General features: G+C 37.2%; 28 protein-coding genes. 9 read left to right on the forward strand and 19 right to left on the reverse strand.

Annotated elements, in window-relative coordinates; genetic code table 11:
- Positions 1–330 precede the first annotated feature (330 nt).
- Positions 331–1,269, forward strand: a complete 939-nt coding sequence (locus ACFFHF_RS08135) for a COX15/CtaA family protein (protein ID WP_160548575.1) — start codon at positions 331–333, stop codon at positions 1,267–1,269.
- A gap of 39 nt (positions 1,270–1,308) precedes the next feature.
- On the opposite strand, the gene pyc is transcribed toward ACFFHF_RS08135, so the two are convergent.
- From pyc to ACFFHF_RS08150, 3 genes are all read right to left on the reverse strand, one after another.
- Positions 1,309–4,746, reverse strand: a complete 3,438-nt coding sequence (pyc, locus tag ACFFHF_RS08140) for a pyruvate carboxylase (RefSeq protein ID WP_160548574.1) — start codon at positions 4,744–4,746, stop codon at positions 1,309–1,311.
- 74 nt (positions 4,747–4,820) lie between these two features.
- Positions 4,821–6,035, reverse strand: coding sequence for an FtsW/RodA/SpoVE family cell cycle protein (locus tag ACFFHF_RS08145; protein ID WP_160548573.1), 1,215 nt, complete (start codon positions 6,033–6,035; stop codon positions 4,821–4,823).
- Between the two features lie 187 nt (positions 6,036–6,222).
- Positions 6,223–6,492 carry an Fpa/YlaN family protein gene (locus tag ACFFHF_RS08150; RefSeq protein ID WP_377057867.1) on the reverse strand — a complete coding sequence of 90 codons (270 nt, stop codon included), beginning with the start codon at positions 6,490–6,492 and terminating at the stop codon, positions 6,223–6,225.
- A 187-nt stretch (positions 6,493–6,679) separates the two neighbouring features.
- Between ACFFHF_RS08150 and ACFFHF_RS08155 the strand changes: the two genes are divergently transcribed.
- Complete coding sequence (locus tag ACFFHF_RS08155) at positions 6,680–7,177, forward strand: peptidyl-prolyl cis-trans isomerase (RefSeq protein WP_160548572.1); 498 nt, start codon at positions 6,680–6,682, stop codon at positions 7,175–7,177.
- Between the two features lie 75 nt (positions 7,178–7,252).
- Here ACFFHF_RS08155 and ACFFHF_RS08160 read toward each other — a convergent pair whose 3' ends face one another.
- The gene (locus ACFFHF_RS08160; RefSeq protein WP_160548571.1) at positions 7,253–8,581 is read right to left on the reverse strand and encodes a PhoH family protein; all 1,329 of its coding nucleotides are present in this window, start codon (positions 8,579–8,581) and stop codon (positions 7,253–7,255) included.
- 171 nt (positions 8,582–8,752) lie between these two features.
- On the opposite strand from ACFFHF_RS08160, the gene ACFFHF_RS08165 reads away from it, so the two are divergent.
- Positions 8,753–9,352 (forward strand): YhcN/YlaJ family sporulation lipoprotein, encoded by a 600-nt coding sequence (locus ACFFHF_RS08165; RefSeq protein ID WP_160548570.1) that lies wholly within the window; start codon positions 8,753–8,755, stop codon positions 9,350–9,352.
- A 28-nt stretch (positions 9,353–9,380) separates the two neighbouring features.
- Here the strand turns inward: ACFFHF_RS08165 and ACFFHF_RS08170 are convergent, their stop codons facing one another.
- Positions 9,381–9,836, reverse strand: coding sequence for a pyridoxamine 5'-phosphate oxidase family protein (locus tag ACFFHF_RS08170; protein WP_160548569.1), 456 nt, complete (start codon positions 9,834–9,836; stop codon positions 9,381–9,383).
- A 142-nt stretch (positions 9,837–9,978) separates the two neighbouring features.
- Between ACFFHF_RS08170 and ACFFHF_RS08175 the strand changes: the two genes are divergently transcribed.
- Entirely contained in the window at positions 9,979–10,179 is a 201-nt protein-coding gene (locus ACFFHF_RS08175; RefSeq protein WP_119707401.1) for a YlaI family protein, read from the forward strand.
- Between the two features lie 55 nt (positions 10,180–10,234).
- Here the strand turns inward: ACFFHF_RS08175 and ACFFHF_RS08180 are convergent, their stop codons facing one another.
- The 3 genes from ACFFHF_RS08180 to typA are packed head-to-tail and all read right to left on the reverse strand — an operon-like array spanning position 10,235 to position 12,708.
- Entirely contained in the window at positions 10,235–10,522 is a 288-nt protein-coding gene (locus ACFFHF_RS08180) for a hypothetical protein (protein ID WP_160548568.1), read from the reverse strand.
- Positions 10,523–10,526: 4 nt separating this feature from the next.
- A complete protein-coding gene (locus ACFFHF_RS08185) occupies positions 10,527–10,847 on the reverse strand; it encodes a YlaH-like family protein (RefSeq protein ID WP_340903078.1) in 321 nt (106 codons plus the stop codon).
- Between the two features lie 22 nt (positions 10,848–10,869).
- A complete protein-coding gene (gene typA, locus ACFFHF_RS08190; protein ID WP_160548587.1) occupies positions 10,870–12,708 on the reverse strand; it encodes a translational GTPase TypA in 1,839 nt (612 codons plus the stop codon).
- Positions 12,709–12,889: 181 nt separating this feature from the next.
- Here typA and ACFFHF_RS08195 point away from each other — a divergent pair, with 181 nt between their 5' ends.
- Positions 12,890–13,075: a YlaF family protein gene (locus ACFFHF_RS08195; protein ID WP_160548567.1), complete on the forward strand. Its 186-nt coding sequence runs from the start codon at positions 12,890–12,892 to the stop codon at positions 13,073–13,075.
- A gap of 32 nt (positions 13,076–13,107) precedes the next feature.
- Here ACFFHF_RS08195 and ACFFHF_RS08200 read toward each other — a convergent pair whose 3' ends face one another.
- From ACFFHF_RS08200 to ACFFHF_RS08210, 3 genes are all read right to left on the reverse strand, one after another.
- Positions 13,108–13,572: a GNAT family N-acetyltransferase gene (locus tag ACFFHF_RS08200; RefSeq protein WP_160548566.1), complete on the reverse strand. Its 465-nt coding sequence runs from the start codon at positions 13,570–13,572 to the stop codon at positions 13,108–13,110.
- Positions 13,559–14,356: an inositol monophosphatase family protein gene (locus ACFFHF_RS08205; RefSeq protein WP_160548565.1), complete on the reverse strand. Its 798-nt coding sequence runs from the start codon at positions 14,354–14,356 to the stop codon at positions 13,559–13,561. Before ACFFHF_RS08205 ends, ACFFHF_RS08200 begins: the two co-directional genes overlap by 14 nt.
- 182 nt (positions 14,357–14,538) lie before the next feature.
- Positions 14,539–14,733, reverse strand: a complete 195-nt coding sequence (locus ACFFHF_RS08210; protein WP_066059919.1) for a YkzI domain-containing protein — start codon at positions 14,731–14,733, stop codon at positions 14,539–14,541.
- 198 nt (positions 14,734–14,931) lie between these two features.
- Between ACFFHF_RS08210 and ACFFHF_RS08215 the strand changes: the two genes are divergently transcribed.
- The gene (locus tag ACFFHF_RS08215) at positions 14,932–15,552 is read left to right on the forward strand and encodes a DUF1054 family protein (protein ID WP_160548564.1); all 621 of its coding nucleotides are present in this window, start codon (positions 14,932–14,934) and stop codon (positions 15,550–15,552) included.
- A gap of 81 nt (positions 15,553–15,633) precedes the next feature.
- On the opposite strand, the gene ACFFHF_RS08220 is transcribed toward ACFFHF_RS08215, so the two are convergent.
- Positions 15,634–15,903 carry a UPF0223 family protein gene (locus ACFFHF_RS08220; protein ID WP_160548563.1) on the reverse strand — a complete coding sequence of 90 codons (270 nt, stop codon included), beginning with the start codon at positions 15,901–15,903 and terminating at the stop codon, positions 15,634–15,636.
- Between the two features lie 186 nt (positions 15,904–16,089).
- Between ACFFHF_RS08220 and ACFFHF_RS08225 the strand changes: the two genes are divergently transcribed.
- Positions 16,090–17,559 (forward strand): aminotransferase class I/II-fold pyridoxal phosphate-dependent enzyme, encoded by a 1,470-nt coding sequence (locus tag ACFFHF_RS08225; RefSeq protein ID WP_160548562.1) that lies wholly within the window; start codon positions 16,090–16,092, stop codon positions 17,557–17,559.
- 76 nt (positions 17,560–17,635) lie between these two features.
- On the opposite strand, the gene ACFFHF_RS08230 is transcribed toward ACFFHF_RS08225, so the two are convergent.
- Together ACFFHF_RS08230 and ACFFHF_RS08235 are read right to left on the reverse strand one after the other, a co-directional pair.
- Positions 17,636–17,764 carry a GapA-binding peptide SR1P gene (locus tag ACFFHF_RS08230; RefSeq protein WP_160548561.1) on the reverse strand — a complete coding sequence of 43 codons (129 nt, stop codon included), beginning with the start codon at positions 17,762–17,764 and terminating at the stop codon, positions 17,636–17,638.
- Positions 17,765–17,942: 178 nt separating this feature from the next.
- Positions 17,943–18,242 carry a DUF3055 domain-containing protein gene (locus ACFFHF_RS08235; RefSeq protein WP_119707390.1) on the reverse strand — a complete coding sequence of 100 codons (300 nt, stop codon included), beginning with the start codon at positions 18,240–18,242 and terminating at the stop codon, positions 17,943–17,945.
- Positions 18,243–18,412: 170 nt separating this feature from the next.
- On the opposite strand from ACFFHF_RS08235, the gene ACFFHF_RS08240 reads away from it, so the two are divergent.
- Positions 18,413–18,847 carry a DUF1885 family protein gene (locus ACFFHF_RS08240; RefSeq protein ID WP_340903065.1) on the forward strand — a complete coding sequence of 145 codons (435 nt, stop codon included), beginning with the start codon at positions 18,413–18,415 and terminating at the stop codon, positions 18,845–18,847.
- 52 nt (positions 18,848–18,899) lie between these two features.
- Here ACFFHF_RS08240 and ACFFHF_RS08245 read toward each other — a convergent pair whose 3' ends face one another.
- Positions 18,900–19,142: a hypothetical protein gene (locus tag ACFFHF_RS08245; RefSeq protein WP_160548559.1), complete on the reverse strand. Its 243-nt coding sequence runs from the start codon at positions 19,140–19,142 to the stop codon at positions 18,900–18,902.
- Between the two features lie 171 nt (positions 19,143–19,313).
- Here ACFFHF_RS08245 and ACFFHF_RS08250 point away from each other — a divergent pair, with 171 nt between their 5' ends.
- Positions 19,314–19,691 carry a small peptidoglycan-associated lipoprotein gene (locus ACFFHF_RS08250; RefSeq protein WP_160548558.1) on the forward strand — a complete coding sequence of 126 codons (378 nt, stop codon included), beginning with the start codon at positions 19,314–19,316 and terminating at the stop codon, positions 19,689–19,691.
- A 33-nt stretch (positions 19,692–19,724) separates the two neighbouring features.
- Here ACFFHF_RS08250 and lpdA read toward each other — a convergent pair whose 3' ends face one another.
- The 4 genes from lpdA to pdhA form a co-directional block, all read right to left on the reverse strand.
- Positions 19,725–21,134, reverse strand: a complete 1,410-nt coding sequence (gene lpdA, locus ACFFHF_RS08255; protein ID WP_160548557.1) for a dihydrolipoyl dehydrogenase — start codon at positions 21,132–21,134, stop codon at positions 19,725–19,727.
- Positions 21,135–21,138: 4 nt separating this feature from the next.
- On the reverse strand, positions 21,139–22,452 hold the full coding sequence (locus ACFFHF_RS08260) for a 2-oxo acid dehydrogenase subunit E2 (RefSeq protein ID WP_160548556.1): 1,314 nt from the start codon (positions 22,450–22,452) through the stop codon (positions 21,139–21,141).
- Positions 22,453–22,544: 92 nt separating this feature from the next.
- A complete protein-coding gene (locus tag ACFFHF_RS08265) occupies positions 22,545–23,522 on the reverse strand; it encodes an alpha-ketoacid dehydrogenase subunit beta (RefSeq protein ID WP_160548555.1) in 978 nt (325 codons plus the stop codon).
- A gap of 3 nt (positions 23,523–23,525) precedes the next feature.
- The gene (pdhA, locus tag ACFFHF_RS08270) at positions 23,526–24,641 is read right to left on the reverse strand and encodes a pyruvate dehydrogenase (acetyl-transferring) E1 component subunit alpha (RefSeq protein WP_160548554.1); all 1,116 of its coding nucleotides are present in this window, start codon (positions 24,639–24,641) and stop codon (positions 23,526–23,528) included.
- Positions 24,642–24,680: the final 39 nt, after the last annotated feature.

Here is a 24,680-nt window from a genome sequence, read left to right on the forward strand (position 1 = left end):
TTTAGTGGATTTGGACGGGTTACCACCTGACTTATCCATTATAAAGGACTTTTTCTTTGCACAATATAATAAAGTTGAACATTTTGAGTATTTTTAATAGTGAAATTAAATTAATGCAACACTAGTGAAATACATAATATATATTGTAAAAATTAAGTAGTTTGTGTAGTATCAAAAATGCAGTATTTCTCATATTAACTTCTATTTTTTTTTCTACTTATTCGTTATGATAAAGATATATTAAAATGTGGTTATTATTATACTGTTCATTATACATGTCAATAGAAACTTATGACAAATTTGTGAACTTGGAATGAGAAGGTGATTTTTTTGAACAGGGCCTTAAAATGGTTTTCTGTCCTTACAACGATTGGTATGTTATTCATTCTCTTAGGAGGAGCACTTGTTACAAAAACAGAGTCCGGGATGGGTTGTGGCCGTTCTTGGCCGTTATGTAATGGTCAACTTATTCCAACTGACATATCACTCGAGTTAATTATTGAACTTGCTCACCGTGTTGTTTCTGGTGTAGTTGGCTTAATGGTATTGGTATTATCCATTTGGTCATGGAAAACGATTGGTCATATCCGTGAGACAAAATTTTTATCGGCATTATCTTTTTTCTTCCTCGTATTACAAGGATTAATCGGTGCTGCCGCAGTTGTTTGGGGACAGTCAGATTTTGTACTAGCTTTACATTTTGGTATCTCTTTGATTTCATTCGCTGCTGTTTTACTTTTAACACTTCTTATTTTTGAGATAGACAAGCGTTTTGAAGCTCATAAATTAATCATTGATTCACGTTTGCGTAAGCATATTATAGGAGTTAGCCTATACAGTTATGTAGTCGTTTACACTGGCGCACTAGTAAGGCATGTGAATGCTAGCCTCGTATGTAGAGACTGGCCTTTCTGTTTGAATAACGCAATTGGCTTACCTACAAATTTTTTTGAATGGGTACAGATGGGGCATAGATTCGCAGCTGGTTTAATTTTCCTTTGGATTGGTTATATTACTGTATTAGCTTATAAACATTACAAAAATGAGAAGGTTATTGTTTGGGGTTGGACAATAGCGTTTATTCTAGTATCACTCCAAGTAATGACAGGAGCCTTAATCGTTTTCACTCGACTGAACTTAACAGTCGCATTAGCTCACGCATTTTTTATCTCTTGCTTATTCGGAGTATTAAGCTATTTTATCCTCCTCGTTACTCGAAGTAAAAAGAATCAGATTGCTCTTAATAAGAAAAATAATCACGCTCTATAAAAAAGGTGTTGCACATATGTGCAACACCTTTTTTTCTGTTTATTTCTGTAACTCGATTAGTAGGTCACCCGTTTGAATGGCTTCACCATTTGAAACATAAATATCTTTAACAAAGCCTGAGAACGGAGCTTGAACGGTCGTTTCCATTTTCATAGCTTCTGTAATCATCAAGTGATCACCTTTTTCGACCTTTTCGTCTTTAGAGACTAACACTTTAATCACTGTCCCTGGCATTGAAGCTCCGATATGAGTTTCTTTCTTCGGATCAGCTTTAATCTTAGTGGCAACTGTGGATTTAATACTTTCATCCTTAATAACTACTTCTCTCGGCTGTCCATTTAACTCAAAGTAGACGATACGAGTACCATCAGCTTGAGGCTGACCAATAGAGATAAGCTTCACGATTAATGTTTTACCTGTTTCAATTTCGACTTCTATTTCCTCTCCTAGTCTCATCCCGTATAGGAAAGTAGGTGTATCTAACACCGAAATTTCGCCAAACTGCTCCACCATAGCCGTATAGTCTTTAAATACCTTTGGATATAATGCATAAGCAATGGCATCAAAGCTCGTTACAGGTCTTCCTAATTCTTTGAATAACTTTTCTTTTAAAGCTGTAAAATCAACATCCTCCAATAGTTCTCCAGGTCTTACCGTGATTGGCTCGCGACCTTTTAGGATCACTTTTTGAAGTTCTTCTGGGAAGCCTCCAACAGGCTGTCCTAAATATCCTTCAAATAATTCTACAACCGAATTAGGGAAATCAAGACTATCTCCTTTAGAAAGGACATCTTCTTCCGTTAGATCGTTTTGAACCATATACAATGCCATATCACCTACGACTTTTGAAGACGGAGTAACTTTAACGATATCACCAAACATATGATTTACTCGCGCGTACATTTCTTTCACATCTTCCCACTGGTCAGCAAGGCCAACTGCTTTAGCTTGTTGTTGAAGATTACTATATTGACCACCTGGCATTTCGTGCTGATACACTTCTGTATGTGGAGACATCATTCCACTTTCGAAATCGTGGTAGTACTTTCTCACATCTTCCCAGTAGTAAGAAAGCTGTTCTAACGCTTTAATATCTACCTTCGGCTTACGATCATTGCCTTCAAGTGCATAGTACAATGTATTTGCACTTGGCTGTGATGTTAATCCTGCCATTGTGCTTAATGCTGTATCTACAATATCAACACCAGCCTCGATGGCTTTTGCATACGTAAATATTCCATTTCCACTTGTATCATGAGTGTGTAGGTGAATCGGAATATCAATGGTTTCTTTTAATTCAGAAATTAATTGATATGCAGCTTCTGGTTTTAATAAACCTGCCATATCCTTAATAGCTAAAATATGTGCCCCTTGATTTTGGAGTTCTTTAGCCAAATCCTTATAGTAGTTTAAGTTATACTTCGGTCTCGATGTATCAAGGATGTCTCCTGTATAACAAATGGCCGCTTCAGCTATTTTCCCCGTATCTCTTACGGCTTGAATAGCTACTTCCATCCCTTTAACCCAGTTCAGACTATCAAAAATACGGAATACGTCGATACCTGCATATGCAGATTTCTCCACAAACTCACGAATCACATTGTCTGGATAATTTTTATATCCAACAGCATTTGAAGCTCGGAGTAGCATTTGGAATAATACATTTGGAATCTGCTTTCTTAAAGTTAAAAGTCTATCCCATGGATCTTCCTTTAAGAAATTGTACGCCACATCAAATGTAGCTCCACCCCACATCTCCAAAGAAAACATATCAGGTAGTAATAACGATGTCGGCTCTGCGATATGCTTTAAATCTGTCGTACGAACACGAGTAGCTAGTAATGACTGATGTGCATCTCTAAAAGTAGTATCTGTTAAAAGAACTTCAGGTTGCTCTTTAATCCACTTTACTAAGCCCTCGGCTCCTCTTTCATCAAGAATTTGCTTTGTTCCACTTTGAACACTAAATGAATCTGTTACTGGGATTCTTGGCTTATCAAAAACAGGCTTTTTCTTTCTCTCAATTCCCGGGAAACCGTTAATGGTTACATTCCCGATATAAGAAAGCATTTTTGTACCTCTGTCTTTACGAACAGGGAACATAAATAACTCTGGTGAAGAATCAATAAATGACGTATCATAATTCCCACTGCGGAAATCTTTGTGCTTTACAACATTCTCCAAGAAAGGAATATTCGTTTTAATTCCTCGAATACGGAACTCTTGTAAATTTCTTACCATTTTTGCACAAGCTTGTTCATACGTTAAGGCATGTGTTGATAACTTAACAAGCAAGGAATCATAATATGGAGTAATAATAGCTCCTTGGAAACCGTTACCTGCATCCAATCTAACTCCAAAACCACCACCTGAACGGTACGTCATTAACCTTCCTGTATCCGGCATAAAATTGTTCAACGGATCCTCCGTTGTCACACGAGATTGAATGGCATATCCCATAATTCGAATATCTTCTTGCTTTGGAATACCTACCGTTTCATCATGTAGCTCATGACCTTCTGCAACCAATATTTGTGTTTGAACAATATCAACACCAGTGATCATCTCTGTAATGGTATGTTCAACCTGTACACGCGGGTTTACTTCAATAAAGTAGAAATCTTCTCCTGAAACAAGGAATTCTACTGTTCCAGCATTTAAATAATCTACATTTTTCATTAAATCAACAGCAGCAGCACAAATTCTATCTCTAAGATCTTCTGAAATAGAGATACACGGTGCAACCTCTACTACTTTTTGATGACGACGTTGGACTGAACAATCTCTTTCATAAAGATGGACAATATTACCAAACTGATCCCCAATAATTTGAACCTCAATATGCTTTGGCTTTTCAATATATTTTTCAACATATACTTCGTCATTTCCAAACGCTGCTTTCGCTTCAGATTTTGCTCGCTCGTAGGCTTCTTTTACTTCTTCTAAATGCCTAACGATACGCATACCTCTTCCACCACCACCGAGTGATGCTTTAATGATAATCGGATAGTGATATTCTTTCCCGAAAGCAATAACTTCCTCTAAGCTATTTACAGGACCATCGCTACCAGGAATGACTGGAATCTTTGCAGCTTGGGCTTGCGTCCTTGCTTTTACTTTGTCACCAAACATGTCAAGATGCCTTGATTTTGGACCAATAAAGATAATCCCTTCCTCTTCACATCTTCTTGCAAAATGGATGTTTTCTGAAAGAAATCCATAACCTGGGTGAATAGCATCTACATCACTGTGTTTTGCTATGTTAATAATTCCTTCAATGTCTAAATAAGCATCAATTGGTTTTTTACCTTCTCCAACGAGGTATGCTTCATCAGCTTTATAACGATGATATGCACCGGAATCTTCCTTTGAATATATAGCAACTGTTCGTATATTAAGCTCTGTACAAGCTCTAAACACACGTATAGCTATTTCTCCTCGATTTGCAACTAACACCTTATTAATCTTTCTTTGCAAGTAAAACACCCCATTCTGTATATTTATACTAGTTTGTATTTATAAAAAGCGCTTGGTCAAGTAACCAAGAGCGCTTATTTTTTTATTTGAAAGCCTTCAAAACGGTTATTAGTAGGAATCGTTTCTACTTTTTTATCGTTCGTTTCTTTAAACTTTTTCTCATAATTAACGAACATAGAAACATTTACCAAGATACCCATTGCAATGGAAAGTTGCAGAATAGATGAGCCTCCATAACTAATAAATGGCAATGGAACCCCTGTTAACGGAATGACTCCCGAAACACCTGCTAAATTTACAAATGATTGAATTCCTACCATCCCTGAGATACCTATAGCTAGTAAACTACCAAAAGCATCCTTTCCTTTTAAACCAATATAGATTCCTTTTAAGACGATAAAACCCAAGCTGAATAATACAAATGCAACACCAAATATTCCAAGTTCCTCGGATATTACAGCCATTATAAAATCGGTATGTGGCTCAGGTAAATACCCTAATTTTTGGACACTTTGTCCCAATCCAAGACCTTTAATGCCACCAGCACCTAATGCAAGGAACGAATTAACCATATGATAGCCTTCCTTTTGGGCTATCTCTTCAGCAAAAGGATTGAAAAATGCTTCAAACCTTCCGACACGTACGGAGGAAAATATTTTATCCTTAAATAATATAAGCAGTGGAATAGAAGGAATTGCACCTAACATAACTAATTTGCCTATATTTTTTAAATTCATTCCAGACGAAAGGATGATCACACCTGAAATAGCAACAATGAGTGCAGCTGTTCCAAAGTCTGGCTGAAGTGCAATTAAAAAACAAACAATGATAATAAAAGCGAGAGGTGGAAGTACACCATGATTAAACTGATTAATATACGATTGTTTTTTTGCATACACAGCCGATAAGTAAACGATAGCACTTACCTTTACAAATTCAGATGGTTGCAGGCTTAGTGGGCCTATCTTATACCAACTTTGAGCATTTCCCGCGGAATGACCGAAGGGAAAAATAAATATGAGCAACGTAAAAGAAAATATCACAATTGGAATTAAAAAACGATTGCTTAGCATAATTTTGTATGGAAATGCAGAAAAGAAAAGAAATAAAACAGCCCCAACAATTAAAAATATTTTTTGGCGATCATAAAAATGATCACTTTCATATCCATACCTTTGAATAGCTGTAACCATACTTGAGCTATATATCATAACAAGTCCAAATATCGATAACAATACCACAACTAGGATTAATGAATAATCATATGATTTTAGTATTTTTTTAAACATGTAACCCTCTTCCCCATCTTCTTAGTCGTAATATGTATTATATTATAACATTGAATTTCCTGCATTTGATGTGAAGAAAAGTTCAACTGAAAATTATTATCTTAATAATATCAAATTTTCAGAATAAATACTTTATAAAAAAACTCAAACAGTCTCTCTTGAGAAAGTTTGAGCTTTCGAAAGTACGTTATTTTCTTTGCGATGCTTCATGAAGGGCTGATAGTTCTCTTTCTAGTTCTCCTAAAATCGCCTTACCTTCTTTTTCTTCAATCAAGCCAAGGCGAACAGCAAAATCTATTTCACGAGATAGACCAAACATTTGTGTATCCAGAACCTCTTCATATAATGGACACTGAGGCATCGTTAAGTTATCCATTTGTACTTTAATTAACTTTAGAATTTTATCAGCGTCAGCCTTTAATAAGGCATTTGCTCTTTCTTTATGATCTAATACCATGTCAGACGCCAACTTAGTCCCCCCGTTTCCGAGCGTTTATCCTATCTATAAATTTTATACGTTTAAGAGGAAAATTGCAAGGATAATCAAGAGAACCCGTAGAAAGATTCAGCAAATTTTGAATATCCTCCAAAAATGACTTTTATTGGTTTTACGTCTATACTAAGGATACAAAGGGGGAACAGTTATGGAAAATATTATACCAATCAAAGGGAAAGTAAATTTTACAATCACCTTAGACCCTGGAGTTTGGATCTTTGACGATCGTAGAGTGGATTTGACTACCTATTTTGAGAGAAGTCAAGAAGAAGTAGATGATTTAGAAGAATATAAAAAGAGCATGTCTAAGCATTGGGATCGTGAAATAATGGAGGGAGCTGTTTTTCCACCGACTTTAAAGACCGAGAAGAAATTTGAAAAAGAAAAAGTTCTTACAGGAACATTTGGGATGCCACTAAAGCCATTTTTAAAAAATGCAGATATTAAAACTGGTGCTAAAAGCTTAACACTAGTGACAACAGATGGCGAAGTATCTATGCCTCTAGAGTTAGGACAAGAGTTAATCTTGGGTTTTTCAAAGGATGGTAAGCCATTAAAAGAAGATGGCCCCGTGTATGCCTTTTACGGAGATGGATCTAATAAACATCAACCAATAAAAAATATTCGTGCGGTGGCTATCGAATAAAAGAAGGGCGCGCCTTCTTTTATTCGATAGCTTGTTAATGCTTGTGCTACTTAAGGGTAAAAAAAATCACTATTCTTATAAAAGGTCAGCTGCTAGTTGTGCAAGACCAGACCTCTCTCCCTTAAATAACTTCACATGGCCGGATATCGATTGGTCCTTAAATCTCTCGACTACATATGTAAGGCCATTGTTATATGCGTCAAGATAAGGATGATCAATTTGCTCAGGGTCCCCCATCAATACAATTTTGCTTTTTTCGCCAACTCTCGTAAGAATGGTCTTCACTTCATGTTTTGTTAAATTTTGAGCTTCATCAATAATAATAAATTGTTCCGGTATACTTCTTCCCCTAATATAAGTTAGAGCCTCTACTTCAATTGAACCCATGCCTGCTAGAATCGCATCAAGCTCCCCAGGCTTTTTCACATTAAACAGATATTCTAAATTGTCATAAATTGGCTGCATCCATGGCCGAAGTTTTTCTTCCTTTTCACCAGGTAAGAATCCAAGATCCTTCCCTACAGGAACAATCGGTCTAGCCACCAATAACTTCTTATACTCCCCATAATCCTCGGTTTGCATCAACCCTGCTGCAAGAGCAAGAAGAGTCTTCCCTGTTCCCGCCTTACCAATTAAAGTCACTAGCGGAAGGTCTTTTCTCAAAAGCAACTCAATCGCCATAGTCTGTTGAACATTTCTTGACCGAATTCCCCATATATGATCATGATCGAATACAAGCTTTTTTATCTTCTGTCTCTTTGAATCGACCATACCAAGTGCGGATTGAGAAGATCCCATTGCATCCTTAAGGACTAAGAACTGATTTGGATAAAAAGAATAAGTAGAAAATAATGATATAGGAATTTCTCCCTTTTCGTAAAACTGATTTAATACTTCTACGGCTACAAATAACTCTGCATACCCAGTATAAATGGCATCATTTTCAATTACACGATCACTTAAAAAATCCTCTGAATTCAAACCGATTGCATCAGCTTTCACTCGTACTAATGCATCTTTACTGACCAAGATCACTAAGCGGCCGTTTTCTTTTGTTTCCTCTTCTAACGATAAATTTTTGGCTACTGCGAGTATTCTGTTATCATTTGTTTTCTCAACAAAAATATCCTGGAGTTGATGAAAGGATCGGTGATTCAATTCAATTCTCATCACTCCACCATTTTCTAGTGGAATTTTTTCATGTAATTTTCCAGTTTGTCTTAAATTATCAATGAGCCTTGATACTTGTCTTGCGTTTCTTCCAATTTCATCCATATACCTTTTTTTCGAATCCACTTCCTCTAGAACTACGGCTGGTATTACTACCTCATTGTCCTCAAAGGAAAAAATGGAATATGGGTCTTGTAACAAGACATTGGTATCTAATACGTAAATTTTACTCAAACTGATGCCTCCTGCTCCTCTTAATTCTATAGTAATTTGAATTAACCACATGTCCTTGCCAAAATTTCTGCTTAAGAAAAGAGCTTTGGTAAACTATATGTTTTCTTGTATAAAGATAGAAGAATTTTTGCACAATAAACGGTAACCAAACATTATTCGGAGGTGTACTTTATGAAGAAAACCCTTGTTATACTGACATTCAGCTTATTACTTTCCGCGTGCGGTACTCAAGATAATACGACATCTAAAGCAAACCAGAACGAAGAACCACGTACCATAAATGTCAAAAATAGTACCATACCTAATATTGATCGTGAAACAGGCCAAGAAGTTTCAAAACACTTAGTTGATTTAGCTACTTCCATTCCAAGTGTGAATGATGCAACTGCAGTTGTTTTGGGAAGATATTCGATTGTTGGTATCGATGTAAATGAAGACATTGACAGATCAGAAGTAGGATCGATTAAATATACTGTTGCTGAAAGTTTAAAGAATGATCCTCATGGTGCAAGAGCAGTGGTTATCGCCGATCCGGACATGACCGCGCGATTAAGAGAAATACAAGAAGACATACAGAGTGGTGCGCCTATTCAAGGCATTGTAAATGAATTAGCTGATATATCCGGACGCTTAATGCCAGAGGTTCCAGCAGATATTATCGATCCAAATGCAAATAAAGCGACCGAAAAATCAAAACGTAAGCTGGATGAAGGAGAAACGAAAGAATTAGATAAAACACAGGAAAAACAATCACATGGCCATAAGGACTAAAAAAACAACAAAAGCTTAGCCCATTAGGCTAAGCTTTTCTCATTGCATCCATTACTTGATTATCTAGACGTGTTGCTGCCGCTTTATCATAGGTTTTATCGTATTCTGGCTCTACAGTTATTTTTGAACCGTAGAACATAACATCACGCACTTCTTTAATGGAGATTTCAATTAAAGCAAGCTTTAGGGGTACATCGTTTAGCTTTTCCATCTTAACACTTGCTTCTCCACTTATTGAATAAGTCGATTCATTCACAATTAGGTTTACAACGACCTGATTGTTTTTTTGAATGTTTTGCACAATTCTCGAGCGATTATCCACAGCAAAATAGATTTTTTCATCCGTCTTTGCTAAAATCCAAGAGATAGCACTTACATTCGGTCCCCCTGTTTCAAAGTCTACTGTTGAAAGAGTCACAAAACGCTCTTTTTGCAAAGCATCAAAAAGTGGCTGAATTAATTTTTGTTCAACTTGGTTAGGCATACCATTCCCTCCTTATATTTCTATCTTATAACTACTTAATGGTAGTTTCAACCTTGAAGCCTATTTTGTACTGCTGGTCCTATCCATATAGATAATTTTACTATACAATATAGAGAGAAGATAAACTTTGAGGTGTACGATTATGAGAGTAAAATGTGTAATTTGCGATAAAATTGAATCATTACCAGGCGACTCCTTTCAAGCAAAAAGACTTCGAAATCGTCCGATACATACCTTTATGTGTAAAGAATGTGAAGAAAGAATTGCTACTCGAACTAAAGAAAGAATAGCTACCGGAAACTTTAGGTTATATAAACCGAAGGATGAAGAGGATGATTGGTAAAAAAAGTTAATATCACGAAAAAATCCGCCCCGTTATTAGTAACGGAGCGGATTTTTTATTCTGGGTAATTGGCGTATCTTTCTGGAGACTCATTGATTTGGTTAAGCATGACTTCAATGAGCTCTCTTGGGAAGCGGTTTGACTTTCTTTCCCCATCTAAATCGTAATGAACGTAATACATAACTGCATCAGTCGTAACCTCAATATTTTGTATACCTTGGTCTTCAACAAGCATATCATAAAACATTTTCTCTGTATCAACTGCAGCAGAGTCGTCCGGACGTTCATCAACCACAACTTTAATCGTTAGCCAGTTATAGAGTGTATCTTGTAATGATTTCATCTGATTACTCCTCTACATCCACTTGAGTATGCTTTTTCTCTTGATGAAGGCGGATTTTATATATGATGAGAATGAGCGCTGCTACAGCTAATCCCTCCACAATTGGAAGCCCGTAGGAGAATATCAACAAAACAAAGCAGCCTAAAACTAAACAAGTGTAAATGACAACATTTTTTAAAATTGACAATTTCTTTGCAAAACCTAATTTGTAAACAATAATTGTCAAAATAATTAATGTCACAAACTGAAGCCATGTACCCGTTTTTACATCAGTTAGTTCGATAAAAAATCTAAGACTAGGTGAAAACCCTTGTAGTTCTTCCACGCTACCCCTCTCCTTTAATAGCTTAGCTCATTTCCGCCATTTTTTTCTTTTTAGCGATTCTTTCTCTCTCGTTCTTATCAAGAATCTTTTTGCGGAGACGAATTGATTCAGGAGTTACTTCACAATACTCGTCTTCATTTAGGTATTCAAGTGATTCTTCAAGTGTCATTATTCTTGGCTTCTTCATTGTTGTTGTTTGATCTTTATTGGCAGAACGAATATTTGTTGCTTGCTTTACTTTCGTGATATTAACCGTAATGTCATTTTCACGAGTATGCTCACCTACAATCATTCCTTCATAAATTTCCGTACCTGGTTCAACGAAAATTGTACCACGGTCTTCAACACCCATAATACCGTAAGAAGATGCTTTACCTGATTCCATAGAAACAAGTACTCCTTGACGTCTTCCACCTACTTGACCTTGTGCCATTGGTTGATAGCTGTCAAAGCTATGGTTGATGATTCCGTAACCGCGAGTTAATGTTAAGAATTCAGTTGTATAACCGATTAATCCTCTAGCAGGAACCATAAATATTAAACGTACTTGTCCGCTACCATTGTTAATCATGTCTACCATTTCACCTTTACGAGCACCCATTGATTCCATAATCGCACCAGTATGTTCCTCAGGTACGTCAATTTGAACACGTTCTACCGGTTCACAACGGACACCATCTATGTCTCTTACGATTACCTCAGGCTTTGATACTTGTAGCTCATAGCCTTCACGACGCATGTTTTCAATCAGAATAGAAAGGTGAAGCTCCCCACGACCAGAAACAACCCATGCATCAGGTGAATCGGTGTTGTCTACTCGTAAGCTCACATCTGTTTGAAGTTGTGCACGAAGTCTTTCTTCAATTTTACGAGCAGTAACGAATTTCCCTTCTTTTCCAGCAAATGGACTATTATTTACAAGGAAAGTCATTTGAAGTGTTGGCTCGTCTATTCGTAACACAGGAAGTGGCTCTTGATGCTCTACTGGACATACCGTTTCTCCGACGTTAATATCTTCCATACCTGAAACAGCGATCAGATCTCCTGCGAAAGCTTCTTGGATTTCCTGACGCTTTAGCCCGAAGAAACCAAAGATTTTTGTAACGCGGAATTGCTTTACTGAACCATCAAGCTTCATAAGTGCTACCTGTTGTCCAACCTTCATCGTCCCACGGAACACACGGCCGATACCAATTCTTCCAACATAGTCATTGTAATCTAATAGTGCTACCTGGAATTGAAGAGGTTCCTCACGGTTGTCAACTGGAGCAGGAATATTCTCAACAATTGCCTCATATAAAGATTCCATGTTCTCATCCTGCTTGTCAGGATTTACACTTGCTGTTCCATTAATGGCTGAAGCGTAAATAACAGGGAATTCTAATTGTTCTTCTGTAGCTTCTAATTCAATAAATAAATCAATTACTTCGTCAATAACTTCAGCTGGACGAGCGAAATCACGGTCAATCTTATTAACAACTACAATTGGTGTAAGATTTTGCTCTAATGCTTTTTTCAATACAAAACGTGTTTGCGGCATACAACCTTCATATGCGTCAACAACAAGTAGTACACCATCAACCATTTTCATGATACGTTCTACTTCTCCACCAAAGTCAGCATGTCCTGGTGTATCAAGGATATTGATTCGAGTATCTTTATATTGGATTGCTGTATTTTTAGCAAGGATCGTAATACCACGTTCTCTTTCTAAGTCATTTGAATCCATCGCACGCTCTTCCACGTGCTCATTTGTACGGAACGTTCCTGATTGTTTTAATAATTGGTCAACCAGTGTTGTTTTCCCGTGGTCAACGTGGGCAATAATCGCAATATTTCTAATGTCTGTTCTTAAATTCAACATGTTCACTCCTACATTTTTATATAAACTTTATTTAGCTTTTTAAGTCATAACTGAAACATTATATCATATTCGAAGTGGAAACCTAGTAATATTTTGTGTAAAATAATGAATGGAGCGTATATCTTTTATTTTTTACAAAACAAATACATTCTAATACCTCGCCCGAGGAGGTTTTATCTTGAAATCAATTAAGTGGCCCTTATTATTTTTTGCTTTAGCTTCAGCAGCCTGCATGATGGGGACAGGAATAGCGATCAGTTACCGTAGTATAGGGGGTATCCTTGCTTCGTTAGCTGCACTTGTAATCGTAATGGGATTTGGATTTACGACAAAGAAAAAAATGCGAGAACAAGGAAAACTTTAAAAGGGCTGGCATATTTTGCCACCCCTCCTTTTTTATTGCAACGGAGAAACCATAATTAAGAACATTTGATTTTGGTCGTCTTTTTCAATCTTGAATTGCTCAAAATAACAATCGGACATAAATTGAATCCAAATATCAGCCTCAACTGGTACTCCAGCAAAAATTGCCTTATGGCCTTTTTCTCGCAATTCTTTTTTTAATTGTTTTACTACTTGTGTACCAAAACCTTGCCTTCGGTCGTTTGGATTAATAATAACCGTACCTAACCATGGTTTATTGTTTGATGGTGCATGATCCAAATGATAAGTGATTGCTACATCCTTATTATTTTGCTGCCAAACTCTCCATTCCCCGAGAACATATTTGTTTATATATTCTTTTGCTGTCAATGCATCCATTTCAATTGATTTCCATAAGGAATCAAACGTTGTAAAAGCCTTTATTAATGAAACATCCGATTCAATCATTTTTCGGTATTGAAGATTACCAGTTGCCATTATGCAAAAAATCCTTTAGCACCGCATCGTGGAAGCTTGCATTCGCTATAAAAACAGAATTTTCTCCGAGCAAGTTAAGCTTTTCTCCCTTTAAAGTCGTACACACTCCTCCAACCTCTTCTACCAATATAATACCTGCTGCGAAATCCCAGGGACATAACCGAAGAGTCATATATGAATCCAGTCTCCCAGCAGCCACATAAGCCATCTCTAACGCTGCTGAACCGTATGATCTCGTTCCTCTCACCGCTCTGACAAGTGGAGACAGAATACTGCTATCAATTCTTCGGTTCTGAGTGACCCACGTACTATTTATCCCAATGACTGCCTCCTCTACCTTCACATGTGGAAGGGGAGAAAGTGGTTTATCATTAATGTAGGCACCTTGCCCCTTCTTAACATGATACAATTCGTCATGGACAACATCATATATGAGCCCAATCATACCCACACCATCTTCATAAATACCAACAGATATAGCAAAGTTTCTTTGTTGATGAATAAAATTCATCGTACCATCAATCGGATCAATGATCCAAACGACACCAGAGAGTTCTTTTGGATTACTGCCTACTCCCTCTTCTCCTAATACACGATGGTCTGGAAAATGACTATTAAGCTTATGTATGAAATATTCTTCGATCTCCTTATCCATATTTGTAACTAGATCGTTTGCATGCGATTTGGTTTCAATGTTTAATACTTTAGAGAACGATTTTTTTATGATTTCACCGGCTTCTTTAACCAACTCTTTTGCAAATATATCTACTGCATTAATATCCATTTTAATCATCTCTTTCCTATGTAAATATCTTATTCTTATAGAGTAAAACAATTACTTTCAACAAACAACTGATAAGAATGTGAGAAATAAAATAGGCGATCACAAGTATGCACTTAATGTTCGCCTTTATGATTCCCATAGTATTTTTTTTAAATCCATCCATCTATACCGTCCTTACAAAATTACAATGCCTTTAACTTTACCAGTTCCATTCTAATTCTTTCTAGTTTTTCTTTCACTTGGGTTTTCTTTTTTTCATTTTTCTCCGTCATTGCTTCAAATAATGTAGCAAGTTCATAATCCATTTCCAAACGTAGAACAGCCGTTCTTTCTCTTTCTGCGTTATTCTTTTTCGCTGAGCCAATCAGCTGTTTCATAGTAATACACCCCTTTTGTTAATGATAATTTTCAGATAATTTTTACTATTATAATATGAACAAAATGCTTTTGATGCAACTAATTTGCGCTTTTGCCTTTCTTTTTTTATTTTTCACACAAAAGTCAACATATTTCTCGTTTTTTCTACCATATGCTACAATTATCTACAGAGAGATTTATTTATGGGAGGAAAAACAATGGAATTTACTGGATTTACTGAAGAGGACTTTGAAGTTTTTACCATAGATGGTTTAGATGCAAGAATGGATGCTTTAAAGACCACAATTAGACCAAAACTTGAAGCGCTAGGAGAACATTTTTCTCCTACATTATCTGCTTTAACCGGAAATGAAATGTTCCCACATGTAGCAAAGCATGCAAGGAGAACGATTAATCCTCCTAAAGATACGTGGGTAGCCATTTCAAGTAGTTCAAGAGGGTATAAAATGCTTCCACATTTTCAAATTGGTCTCTGGGAATCTCATGTTTTTGTTTGGTTTGCCATGATTTATGAAGCGCCAAATAAAGCTGATTTCGGAAAGACATTAGAGAAAAAACTGTCTTCCATTTACAAAAATACTCCTAAACATTTTGTTTGGTCTGAGGACCATATGAAGCCCGGTGCTATTACACATAAGCAACTAAAAAAAGAAGACCTCCGACTATTGTTCGAGCGATTACAGACGGTCAAAAAGGCAGAAATACTATGTGGTATCCATATAGAGAAAAATGATGCGATTAACATGTCAGCTAACGAGTTCCTAACAGAAGTTGAGGGCGTCTTTAACACATTATTACCCCTGTATAAATTAGCGTAAACAGCTTTCAGGAAAAATGAGCAAGTTTCATTAAAAAGGGAGCCATGAATGAGTTGATTTCTCCTCAATGGCTCCCTTTGCTTATTTCATTCTTATTTTTTCTGAGTTGCCCTCTTTTGCTTTTTTTACCGTTAAATATGTAGAATATCCACTTGACTCGGCAAATTCATCACAAATCTTCTTTTCTTCTGATTTACTCGGAACAATCTCCTTAAACCTACGATACGATTTCATAAATTCGTCTCGATCTACTCCTTTTTCATATGCAGCCTCAACGAACTCAAAAAATTTAATCACATCGATAATTTCATCAGTTGACCATGTATGGTCAATCGGGTATTGATATTCCAAAATACATTCACTCCGTTACATTTAATTTCTCTTAAAGTGTAACCTAAAAATAAGTTACTTAGCAATCTGACATAATAATGAAAGAAGGATAGGTTTTTCTATGCAACGAAAGTGAATAATGCTATAATTTCACTTGTTTTACAGGTGAAAAAACCTAACTATTAATTAAAGAGGTGTGGAAATACGTTGTCTCAATACGAAACACCGTTATTTAGCGGACTTATAGAGCATGCAAAAAAGGATCCAGTTCAATTCCATATTCCTGGACATAAAAAAGGAACAGGGATTGATCCGGAATTTAGAAATTTTATAGGTGATAATGCGTTGTCGATTGACCTAATAAATATCGGTCCACTCGATGACCTACATCAACCAAAAGGAATGATTAAGCAAGCACAAGACCTCGCCGCTGAAGCATTTGATGCGGATCAAACATTCTTTTCCGTTCAAGGTACCAGCGGAGCTATTATGACAATGGTCATGACGGTTTGTGGCCCTGGAGATAAAATTATTGTACCTAGAAACGTTCATAAATCTGTTATGTCAGCGATTGTTTTCTCTGGTGCAACACCAATTTTTATCCATCCAGCGATCGATGAGAAGCTAGGGATCTCACATGGTATTACAACAGATTCGGTTGCACGTGCGCTAGAAGAGCACCCCGATGCAAAAGGTGTTTTGGTTATTAACCCAACCTACTTTGGAATGGCTGCGGATCTTAGGAAAATTGTTGAAATAGCACATTCATACCATGTACCAGTGCTTGTGGATGAAGCCCATGGGGTACATATCCACTTCCATGATGAGCTTCCTTTATCAGCCATGCAGGCAGGCGCGGATATGGCTGCAACGAGTGTTCATAAGCTCGGAGGTTCCATGACACAAAGCTCTATTCTGAATATAAAAGGTAATCTTATTAATCCAAAACGAGTGCAATCTATTTTAAGTATGTTGACGACTACTTCAACTTCTTATTTATTGTTAGCATCCCTAGACGTAGCGCGTAAAAGACTTGCTACCGAAGGCAATGAGTTGATCAGCCAAACAATTGAGTTGGCTCAATATATTCGTCGAGAAGTCAATACGATCGAACATCTTTTATGCGTTGGAGAAGAAATTCTTCAATTGGATGCTGTGTATGATTACGACCCTACAAAGCTAATTATCTCTGTTAAGGAGCTCGGGCTATCTGGTTTTGATGTAGAAAAATGGCTTCGCGAAAACCATAATATAGAAGTGGAAATGTCTGACTTATACAATATTCTCTGTATTGTCACACCTGGTGACACGAAAAGAGAAGCCGATCTATTGATAAACGCATTAAGAGATCTGGCATCTCAACCAATTAAGAATAATGACTTGGTAAAAGCAGAAGTATTATTACCAGATATACCCTTATTAGCATTGACACCACGTGATGCTTTTTACGCAAAAACAGAGCTAGTACCTTTTGACGATTCAGAAGGTAGAATTATCGCCGAATTTATCATGGTCTATCCACCTGGTATTCCAATCTTTATTCCGGGTGAAATCATTACCGAGGATAACCTAACATATATCCGAAAAAATATGGAAGTAGGTCTTCCAGTACAAGGGCCCGAAGATTTTGACCTTCGATATTTACGAGTAATTAAGGAACAGAAGGCAATTAAATAATATGAAAAGAGAGCGAGGGATTATCCCATCGCTCTTTATTTAATATCACATATTCTTGTGTGTTTTGACATATACTTTACTTCTCTTCTTCCCCTTGAGTATGACAGCAATCTCTACAATGTGACTTCGCATAAAGAACGGTTACTTTTTCATCCTCAAAATGATCAATCGTTGAATTACAAGCCTGACATACGATAATTCCCATTTTCCCATTCCCCTTTATTCGTAATTAATCACAAGTATTGAAAACGCTTTAGTATCTTTATATTCATAATAATATAACATTATTAATTTATCAACCCCAAATTGTATAACACATTAAAAATTTATGTTGAATATATAAACAAAAAAATTACAGACCTAACTGGTCTGTACAAGTCCATTTATTCATATTGTGTTTGAAAAGGGGTTTCTGGCAAAGCCTCAGAAAAGAATTCAACCAAATCTTTTGCTTGTTGGAGATCTTTTATTCTAAATGCTGACTGAATGTATTCGATATCATCGAGGTCTTTAGGGTCGAGGAGTGTTGAGCGGCCAGTTTGCATACAAATCACGAGAGGCTTACCAAAAAACATATCTGTGTAAACAATTCCAAAGTCATAGCGCGTTTGTTCTGTAGCAAAACCGACAAATCGAACTCTGACCTTTTCGTGCTCATCATAGAGCTTATCAAAAAAGTCCATTATTGCCACCTCCAATATTTTCTTAATATTTAGAATTTTATTATATCTTAGCCACCCAGAGAAAAGCAACCACAACTTAATATCTTGTTGTACTTTAATTTTATACAATGCTAGAATGAAGATGAGCAAAGAAATATGTATATTTTCGTACAAATAATGGGGGGATTATGGTGGCTACTAACGCATACATAAAGCTCGTGCCAGCATCATTAAAAGAAAACGTTACCACTGATGAAATAAAGGAGCTCTTTCACTATTATAAGGACATTACTGCAAAGACAGGGAAGCAACTTGATTGGCAGTACGAGGCATCAGCCTTCCCTTATGAAATAAAGGAAGAGCCATCAGGTAAAGGAACTTGGTTTTATTTGTATTCCAATCAGGACAGGTATCATGCCATATTATTAGGAGTTGACCACGAAACCTTAGTAGATTCTGATGGAAATGAGAACATACAAACTTATATTCAAATAACTCTCCCAGAATCATCAACTTTTGGTGATAAAGGAAAAGCAAATGAGTTTTGTAAATTCTTAGCTAAAAAGCTTCAGGCAGAACTTCATTTGTTTAATGGTCGAATCATGTATTATTACCCAAGAAAATAAGAGAAAATGTAAGAGCAAGTAGCTATCCAATTAGCCACTTGCTTTTTAATCATTAATAGACGAAAAAAGACATAGTCAAATGGAAAGAACTATATAGCATCAAGCTAATCATCGTTACAATCATTGTCTTTTTAGGTGAACGAATAATATGGTTTCCAGTTGAAATTGCTATGTAGAAAAAGACAAAAAACATTAAGATATTGTAAATCAGTTGATCATGCTTTGAAAGCCATTCAGTAAGAGTATATCCACTCCAAATCATCAATTGTATGATGATTACAACGTAAATCTTCATACTATTCACCACCGAATCTATTCTTCTAAGCTTACTTGTCCTACCTTATCTTATGTTTAAACTTCTTATTCTATTTTTCATTTCTGTAACAAATAGATAACATTGAATAAAATTTCCCAAATCCATGGTAAAATATGTACGAAAATTACTAAAGAAAATGGAGGCGATAAAATGAAAGGGTTCTCAACGCTAATAGTAATTATGCTCTTACTGATTATCGTCTCCTGTGATTCTTTAAAATCTAGTGATGTTTTACCCTTTGATAAAAATGTCAAACAACTCATTTTTCTTTCTGATGAATCAGAGTATCAATATGAGGCCGCCTATTATGATGCGTTAATAGAATTGAAAAAGACCTACCCTGAGGCCGTAAAAAACATGAAGACGATTAATCCAAATCGCTCTGGAGAGTATCTCGACTTTCTAACCATAAAAGAAAATCCAGCCATAATCGTAGTTTATAATAATGAAATAGTAGCCACTGTGAATGGGGAAGAAACTGTTGAAGAAATTGTCCAGCCCATAGCAAAAGTTCTGGAGGATCAATAAGACCTGCATCCCAATGGAAGCAGGTCTTATTTTTTATTTTACAATATGAATTGGATTTCCAAGTGCCACTTCAGCAGCTTCCATCGTAATCTCACCTAATGTTGGATGAGCGTGGATCGTCATTGCTAAATCTTCTGCGGTCATTCCAGCTTCAATAGCAAGACCTAATTCAGCAATCATATCAGAAGCGCTAGGTCCAGCGATTTGCGCTCCGATAACTAAACCATCTTCCTTACGAGTTACAAGCTTTAAGAAGCCTTCTGCAGCTTCAAGTGCAAGTGCACGACCGTTTGCAGCGAATGGGAATTTCGCAGCAATAATATCGATTCCCTCATCCTTAGCTTGCTTTTCTGTATAACCAACAGAAGCTAATTCAGGATCAGAGAATACTACAGCCGGAATTCCAAGGTAGTCAATCTCAGATGGATGACCAGCAATTGCTTCTGCAGCAATCTTCGCTTCGTATGATGCTTTATGCGCTAAAGGTGGTCCTGGAACAACATCACCAATTGCATAAATATTGCTTACATTTGTACGACATTGCTTGTCAATATTAATGATTCCTCTTTCACCAATTTCAACACCAGCTTGTTCTAACCCAAGCTCATCAGTGTTAGGACGACGACCAACCATTACGAACACATAGTCCGCTTCAACTGATTGCTCTTCTCCTTTTACTTCGTAAGTAACTGTTACGCTGTTTTCTGTTTCCTGTACACCTTTTGCAAGTGCCTTTGTAATAATTTCCGCACCCTTTTTCTTTAGGTTGCGCTTTACGATAGCCGACATTTGCTTTTCGAAACCATTCAGGATTTCGTCTGTACCTTCTAAGATCGTTACTTTTGTACCAAAGTTAGCGTATGCCCCACCAAGTTCTGTACCGATGTATCCTCCACCGATAACAACGATATGGTTAGGGATTTCTTCTAGAGCAAGAGCTCCCGTTGAGTCAAGTACACGCTTTGTGTATTTAAATTGTGGTAACTCAATTGGGCGTGAACCAGTTGCAATAATTGCATTTTTAAACTTATATGTTTGTGCTGAATTTTCATCCATTACACGAACCGTTTCGTTGTCTACAAAGTATGCTTCACCACGAACGATTTCAACTTTGTTTCCTTTTAAAAGCCCTTCAACACCGCCAGTAAGCTTTTTAACAACTCCAGCTTTCCATGCTTGAACTTTAGAAAAGTCAACTTTTACATTATCTGCTGTAATCCCCATTGCATCAGAGTGCTTTGCTGTTTCATAACGGTGACCAGCTGCAATTAATGCTTTTGATGGGATACATCCAACATTCAAACAAACTCCACCAAGAGTTCCTTTTTCTACAATTGTTACTTTTTGTCCTAATTGCGCCGCACGAATAGCTGCTACATAACCACCAGGGCCAGCCCCTACGACAAGAGTATCTGTTTCAATCGCGAAATCTCCAACTACCATTTTTTTACGCCTCCATTAACAATAGTTCTGGATCGTTCAACAAGCGCTTAATATGGTTAAGTGCGTGCTGAGCTGTTGCTCCATCAATCATACGATGGTCAAAGCTTAAAGATAATGCTAATACTGGTGCAGCAACAATCTCACCATTTACAACGATTGCTTTTTCTGCGATACGACCAATTCCTAGAATTGCTACCTCAGGGTGGTTAATTACAGGAGTAAACCATTGTCCACCAGCTGAACCGATATTTGTGATTGTGCAAGATGCACCTTTCATTTCATCAGGAGCAAGTTTTCCATCACGTGCTTTTCCAGCAAGTTCATTAATATCATTTGAAATCGTGAAAAGTGATTTACGATCTGCATCCTTCACAACAGGAACAAGTAATCCTTTTTCTGTATCTGCTGCGATTCCAATATTGTAGTAGTGCTTGTGAATGATTTCGCTTGTTGCATCATCAATTGATGTGTTTAAAGCAGGGAATTCGCGTAATGCACTTGTTAATGCTTTAACTACATAAGGTAAGAATGTTAATTTAATTCCTTTATTTGCTGCCACATCTTTATACTTCTTACGGTGTGCAACAAGTTTCGCTACATCAATTTCATCCATTAATGTCACGTGTGGAGCTGTGTGTTTAGAGTTAACCATAGCTTTTGCAATTGCTTTACGAATTCCACTCATCTTCTCACGAGTTTCTGGATATTGACCTTGTGGAATTGGTGTTGCTGCTTGTTTAGCTGTTTCTTTAGCTGCTTCAGTTGCAACTTCAGTAGCTGCCGCCGGTGCAGTTTCTACTGCAGCTGGTGCTGCTCCACCATTTAAGAATGCTTCGATATCGTCTTTTACTACGCGGCCGTTTTTACCAGAACCAGCAACTAAAGCAATATTTACACCTTTTTCACGAGCATATTTTCTAACTGATGGCATGGCAACCACACGACGATTAGGGTCAACTGAGGCCTGCGTTTCTGCTACACCATTGTTCGTTGTGCTAGCTTCTGCAACAGGAGCTTGCTCTTCTTGCTTTGGTGCTTCCTCTTCGTGATCGTCACCTTTAAATTTAAGGTTTTCATATCCAGGAGCATCAAATGTAATAAGCACTTGACCTACTGTTGCAACTGTTCCTTCACCTACTAGTACTTCTTCAACTGTACCAGCAACTGGTGATGGAATTTCTACTACTGCTTTATCGTTTTGCACTTCACAAAGTACATCATCTTCTTGAACTTTATCGCCAGCTTTTACAAACCACTTAACGATTTCACCTTCATGGATACCTTCACCGATGTCAGGTAATTTAAATTGGAATGACATGTATTCACCCTCCTATAGATACGAGCTTATTCAGATCTTTTCAAATAAGGAAAGGGAAAATGGTGACCCATTCCCCTCTTTTATTAATAATTTTAGAAGCTTAAAACTTTCTTAGCTGTTTCAATTACATCTTTGTAATTTGGTAACCATACTGTTTCCGCTTGAGAGAATGGGTACACAGTGTCAGGACCTGCAACACGTAATACAGGAGCTTCTAAGCTAAGAATTGCACGGTCGTTAATTTCAGCAACCACTTGAGCAGCAATTCCTGCTTGCTTTTGTGCTTCCTGAACAACAATAGCACGTCCAGTTTTCTCTACAGATGCGACGATAGCGTCAATATCTAATGGTGCAAGTGTACGTAAGTCAACTACTTCAACTGAGAAACCTTCTTTTTCAAGCTCTTCTGCAGCTTTTAATGATTCGTGTACCATTGCTCCGTAAGTAATAATAGATAAGTCTTTCCCTTCACGCTTCACGTCAGCTTTTCCTAATGGAATTGTGTACTCCTCTTCAGGAACCTCTTGACGGAATGAACGGTATAGCTTCATATGCTCAAGGAAAATAACTGGGTCATTATCACGAATAGCTGATAATAATAAACCTTTTGCATCATAAGGAGTAGCTGGGATAACAACTTTTAATCCTGGTTGTTGTGTCATTAAACCCTCTAAACTATCAGCATGCAGTTCAGGGGTATGAACGCCACCACCAAATGGAGAACGGATCGTAACTGGAGAATTGTAACGTCCACCTGAACGATAACGCATACGAGCCATTTGACCAGAAATAGAGTCAATTACTTCATAGACGAAACCGAAGAATTGGATTTCCATAATAGGACGGAAACCTTGTAAACCAAGACCGATTGCTAAACCACCGATACCAGATTCAGCAAGTGGTGTATCGAATACGCGCTCTTCTCCGAATTCCTTTTGAAGACCCTCAGTTGCACGGAATACTCCTCCGTTATTTCCTACGTCTTCACCGAATAGTAACACGTTCGGATCATTGCGCAATTCAATACGTAACGCATCCGTGATTGCTTGAATCAATGTCATTTGCGCCATGGCTTACTTCGACTCCTTTTCTTTATAAATAGCATATTGTTCTTCAAGGTTCTTAGGCATTTGCTCGTACATATTTTCCATTAGGTCTGTAACCTTCTGTTTAGGTGCCTCGTCTGCCTTTTTGATTGCTTCTTTAATATCTTCTTTTGCTCTTTCGATTACTTCGTTTTCTTTCTCTTCGTTCCAGATTCCTTTTTTCTCAAGGAATTTACGGAAGCGTACGAGTGGATCCTTTTTCTCCCACTCATTATCTAGATCAGAAGTACGGTATCTTGTTGGATCGTCTCCTGCCATTGTGTGTGGACCGTAACGATATGTTAATGTTTCGATAAGTGTAGGACCTTCACCGTTAATTGCTCTTTCACGAGCCTCTTTTACTGCAGAATAAACAGCAAGTGGATCCATACCGTCTACTTGCACCCCAGGAATACCAGCTGCTACTGCCTTTTGAGCAATTGTCTTAGCTGCTGATTGCTTTTCAACTGGTGTAGAAATTGCAAAACGGTTATTTTGAACAACGAAGATAGCTGGTGCCTTGAATGCACCTGCAAAGTTAATTCCTTCATAGAAATCACCTTGAGAAGCTCCACCGTCACCTGTGTAAGTAATCGCAACAGATTTAGCTCCACGCTTTTTCATACCTAAAGCTACACCAGCAGCTTGGATAATTTGCGCACCGATAATGATTTGTGGAGAAATTACATTTACACCTTCTGGAATTTGATTTCCGTGGAAGTGCCCACGAGAGAATAAGAATGCTTGATACAATGGAAGTCCGTGCCAAATCATTTGAGGAACATCACGATAACCTGGAAGGATGAAATCTTCCTTTTCTAATGCAAATTGTGAAGCAAGTTGTGATGCTTCTTGCCCAGCTGTTGGAGCATAAAATCCTAGACGTCCTTGTCTATTTAAAGAAATGGAACGCTGATCAAGAATTCTTGTATACACCATACGGCTCATTAATTCTTGTAGCTGCTCGTCAGATAGATCTGGCATCGCAGCTTCATTAACTACTTCCCCTTCTTCGTTTAACACTTGAATAGTTTGAAACTGCTCAGAGATTTGCTCGAGTTGCTTCGTTGCATCGAACCCTTGATTCTTCGTTTTAGAAGCCATCGGAGTCACCAATCCTTTCTTTGGTAGAAAAATAATAAT

Source organism: Robertmurraya beringensis (assembly GCF_042433785.1).
Lineage (GTDB): Bacteria > Bacillota > Bacilli > Bacillales > Cytobacillaceae > Robertmurraya_A > Robertmurraya_A beringensis.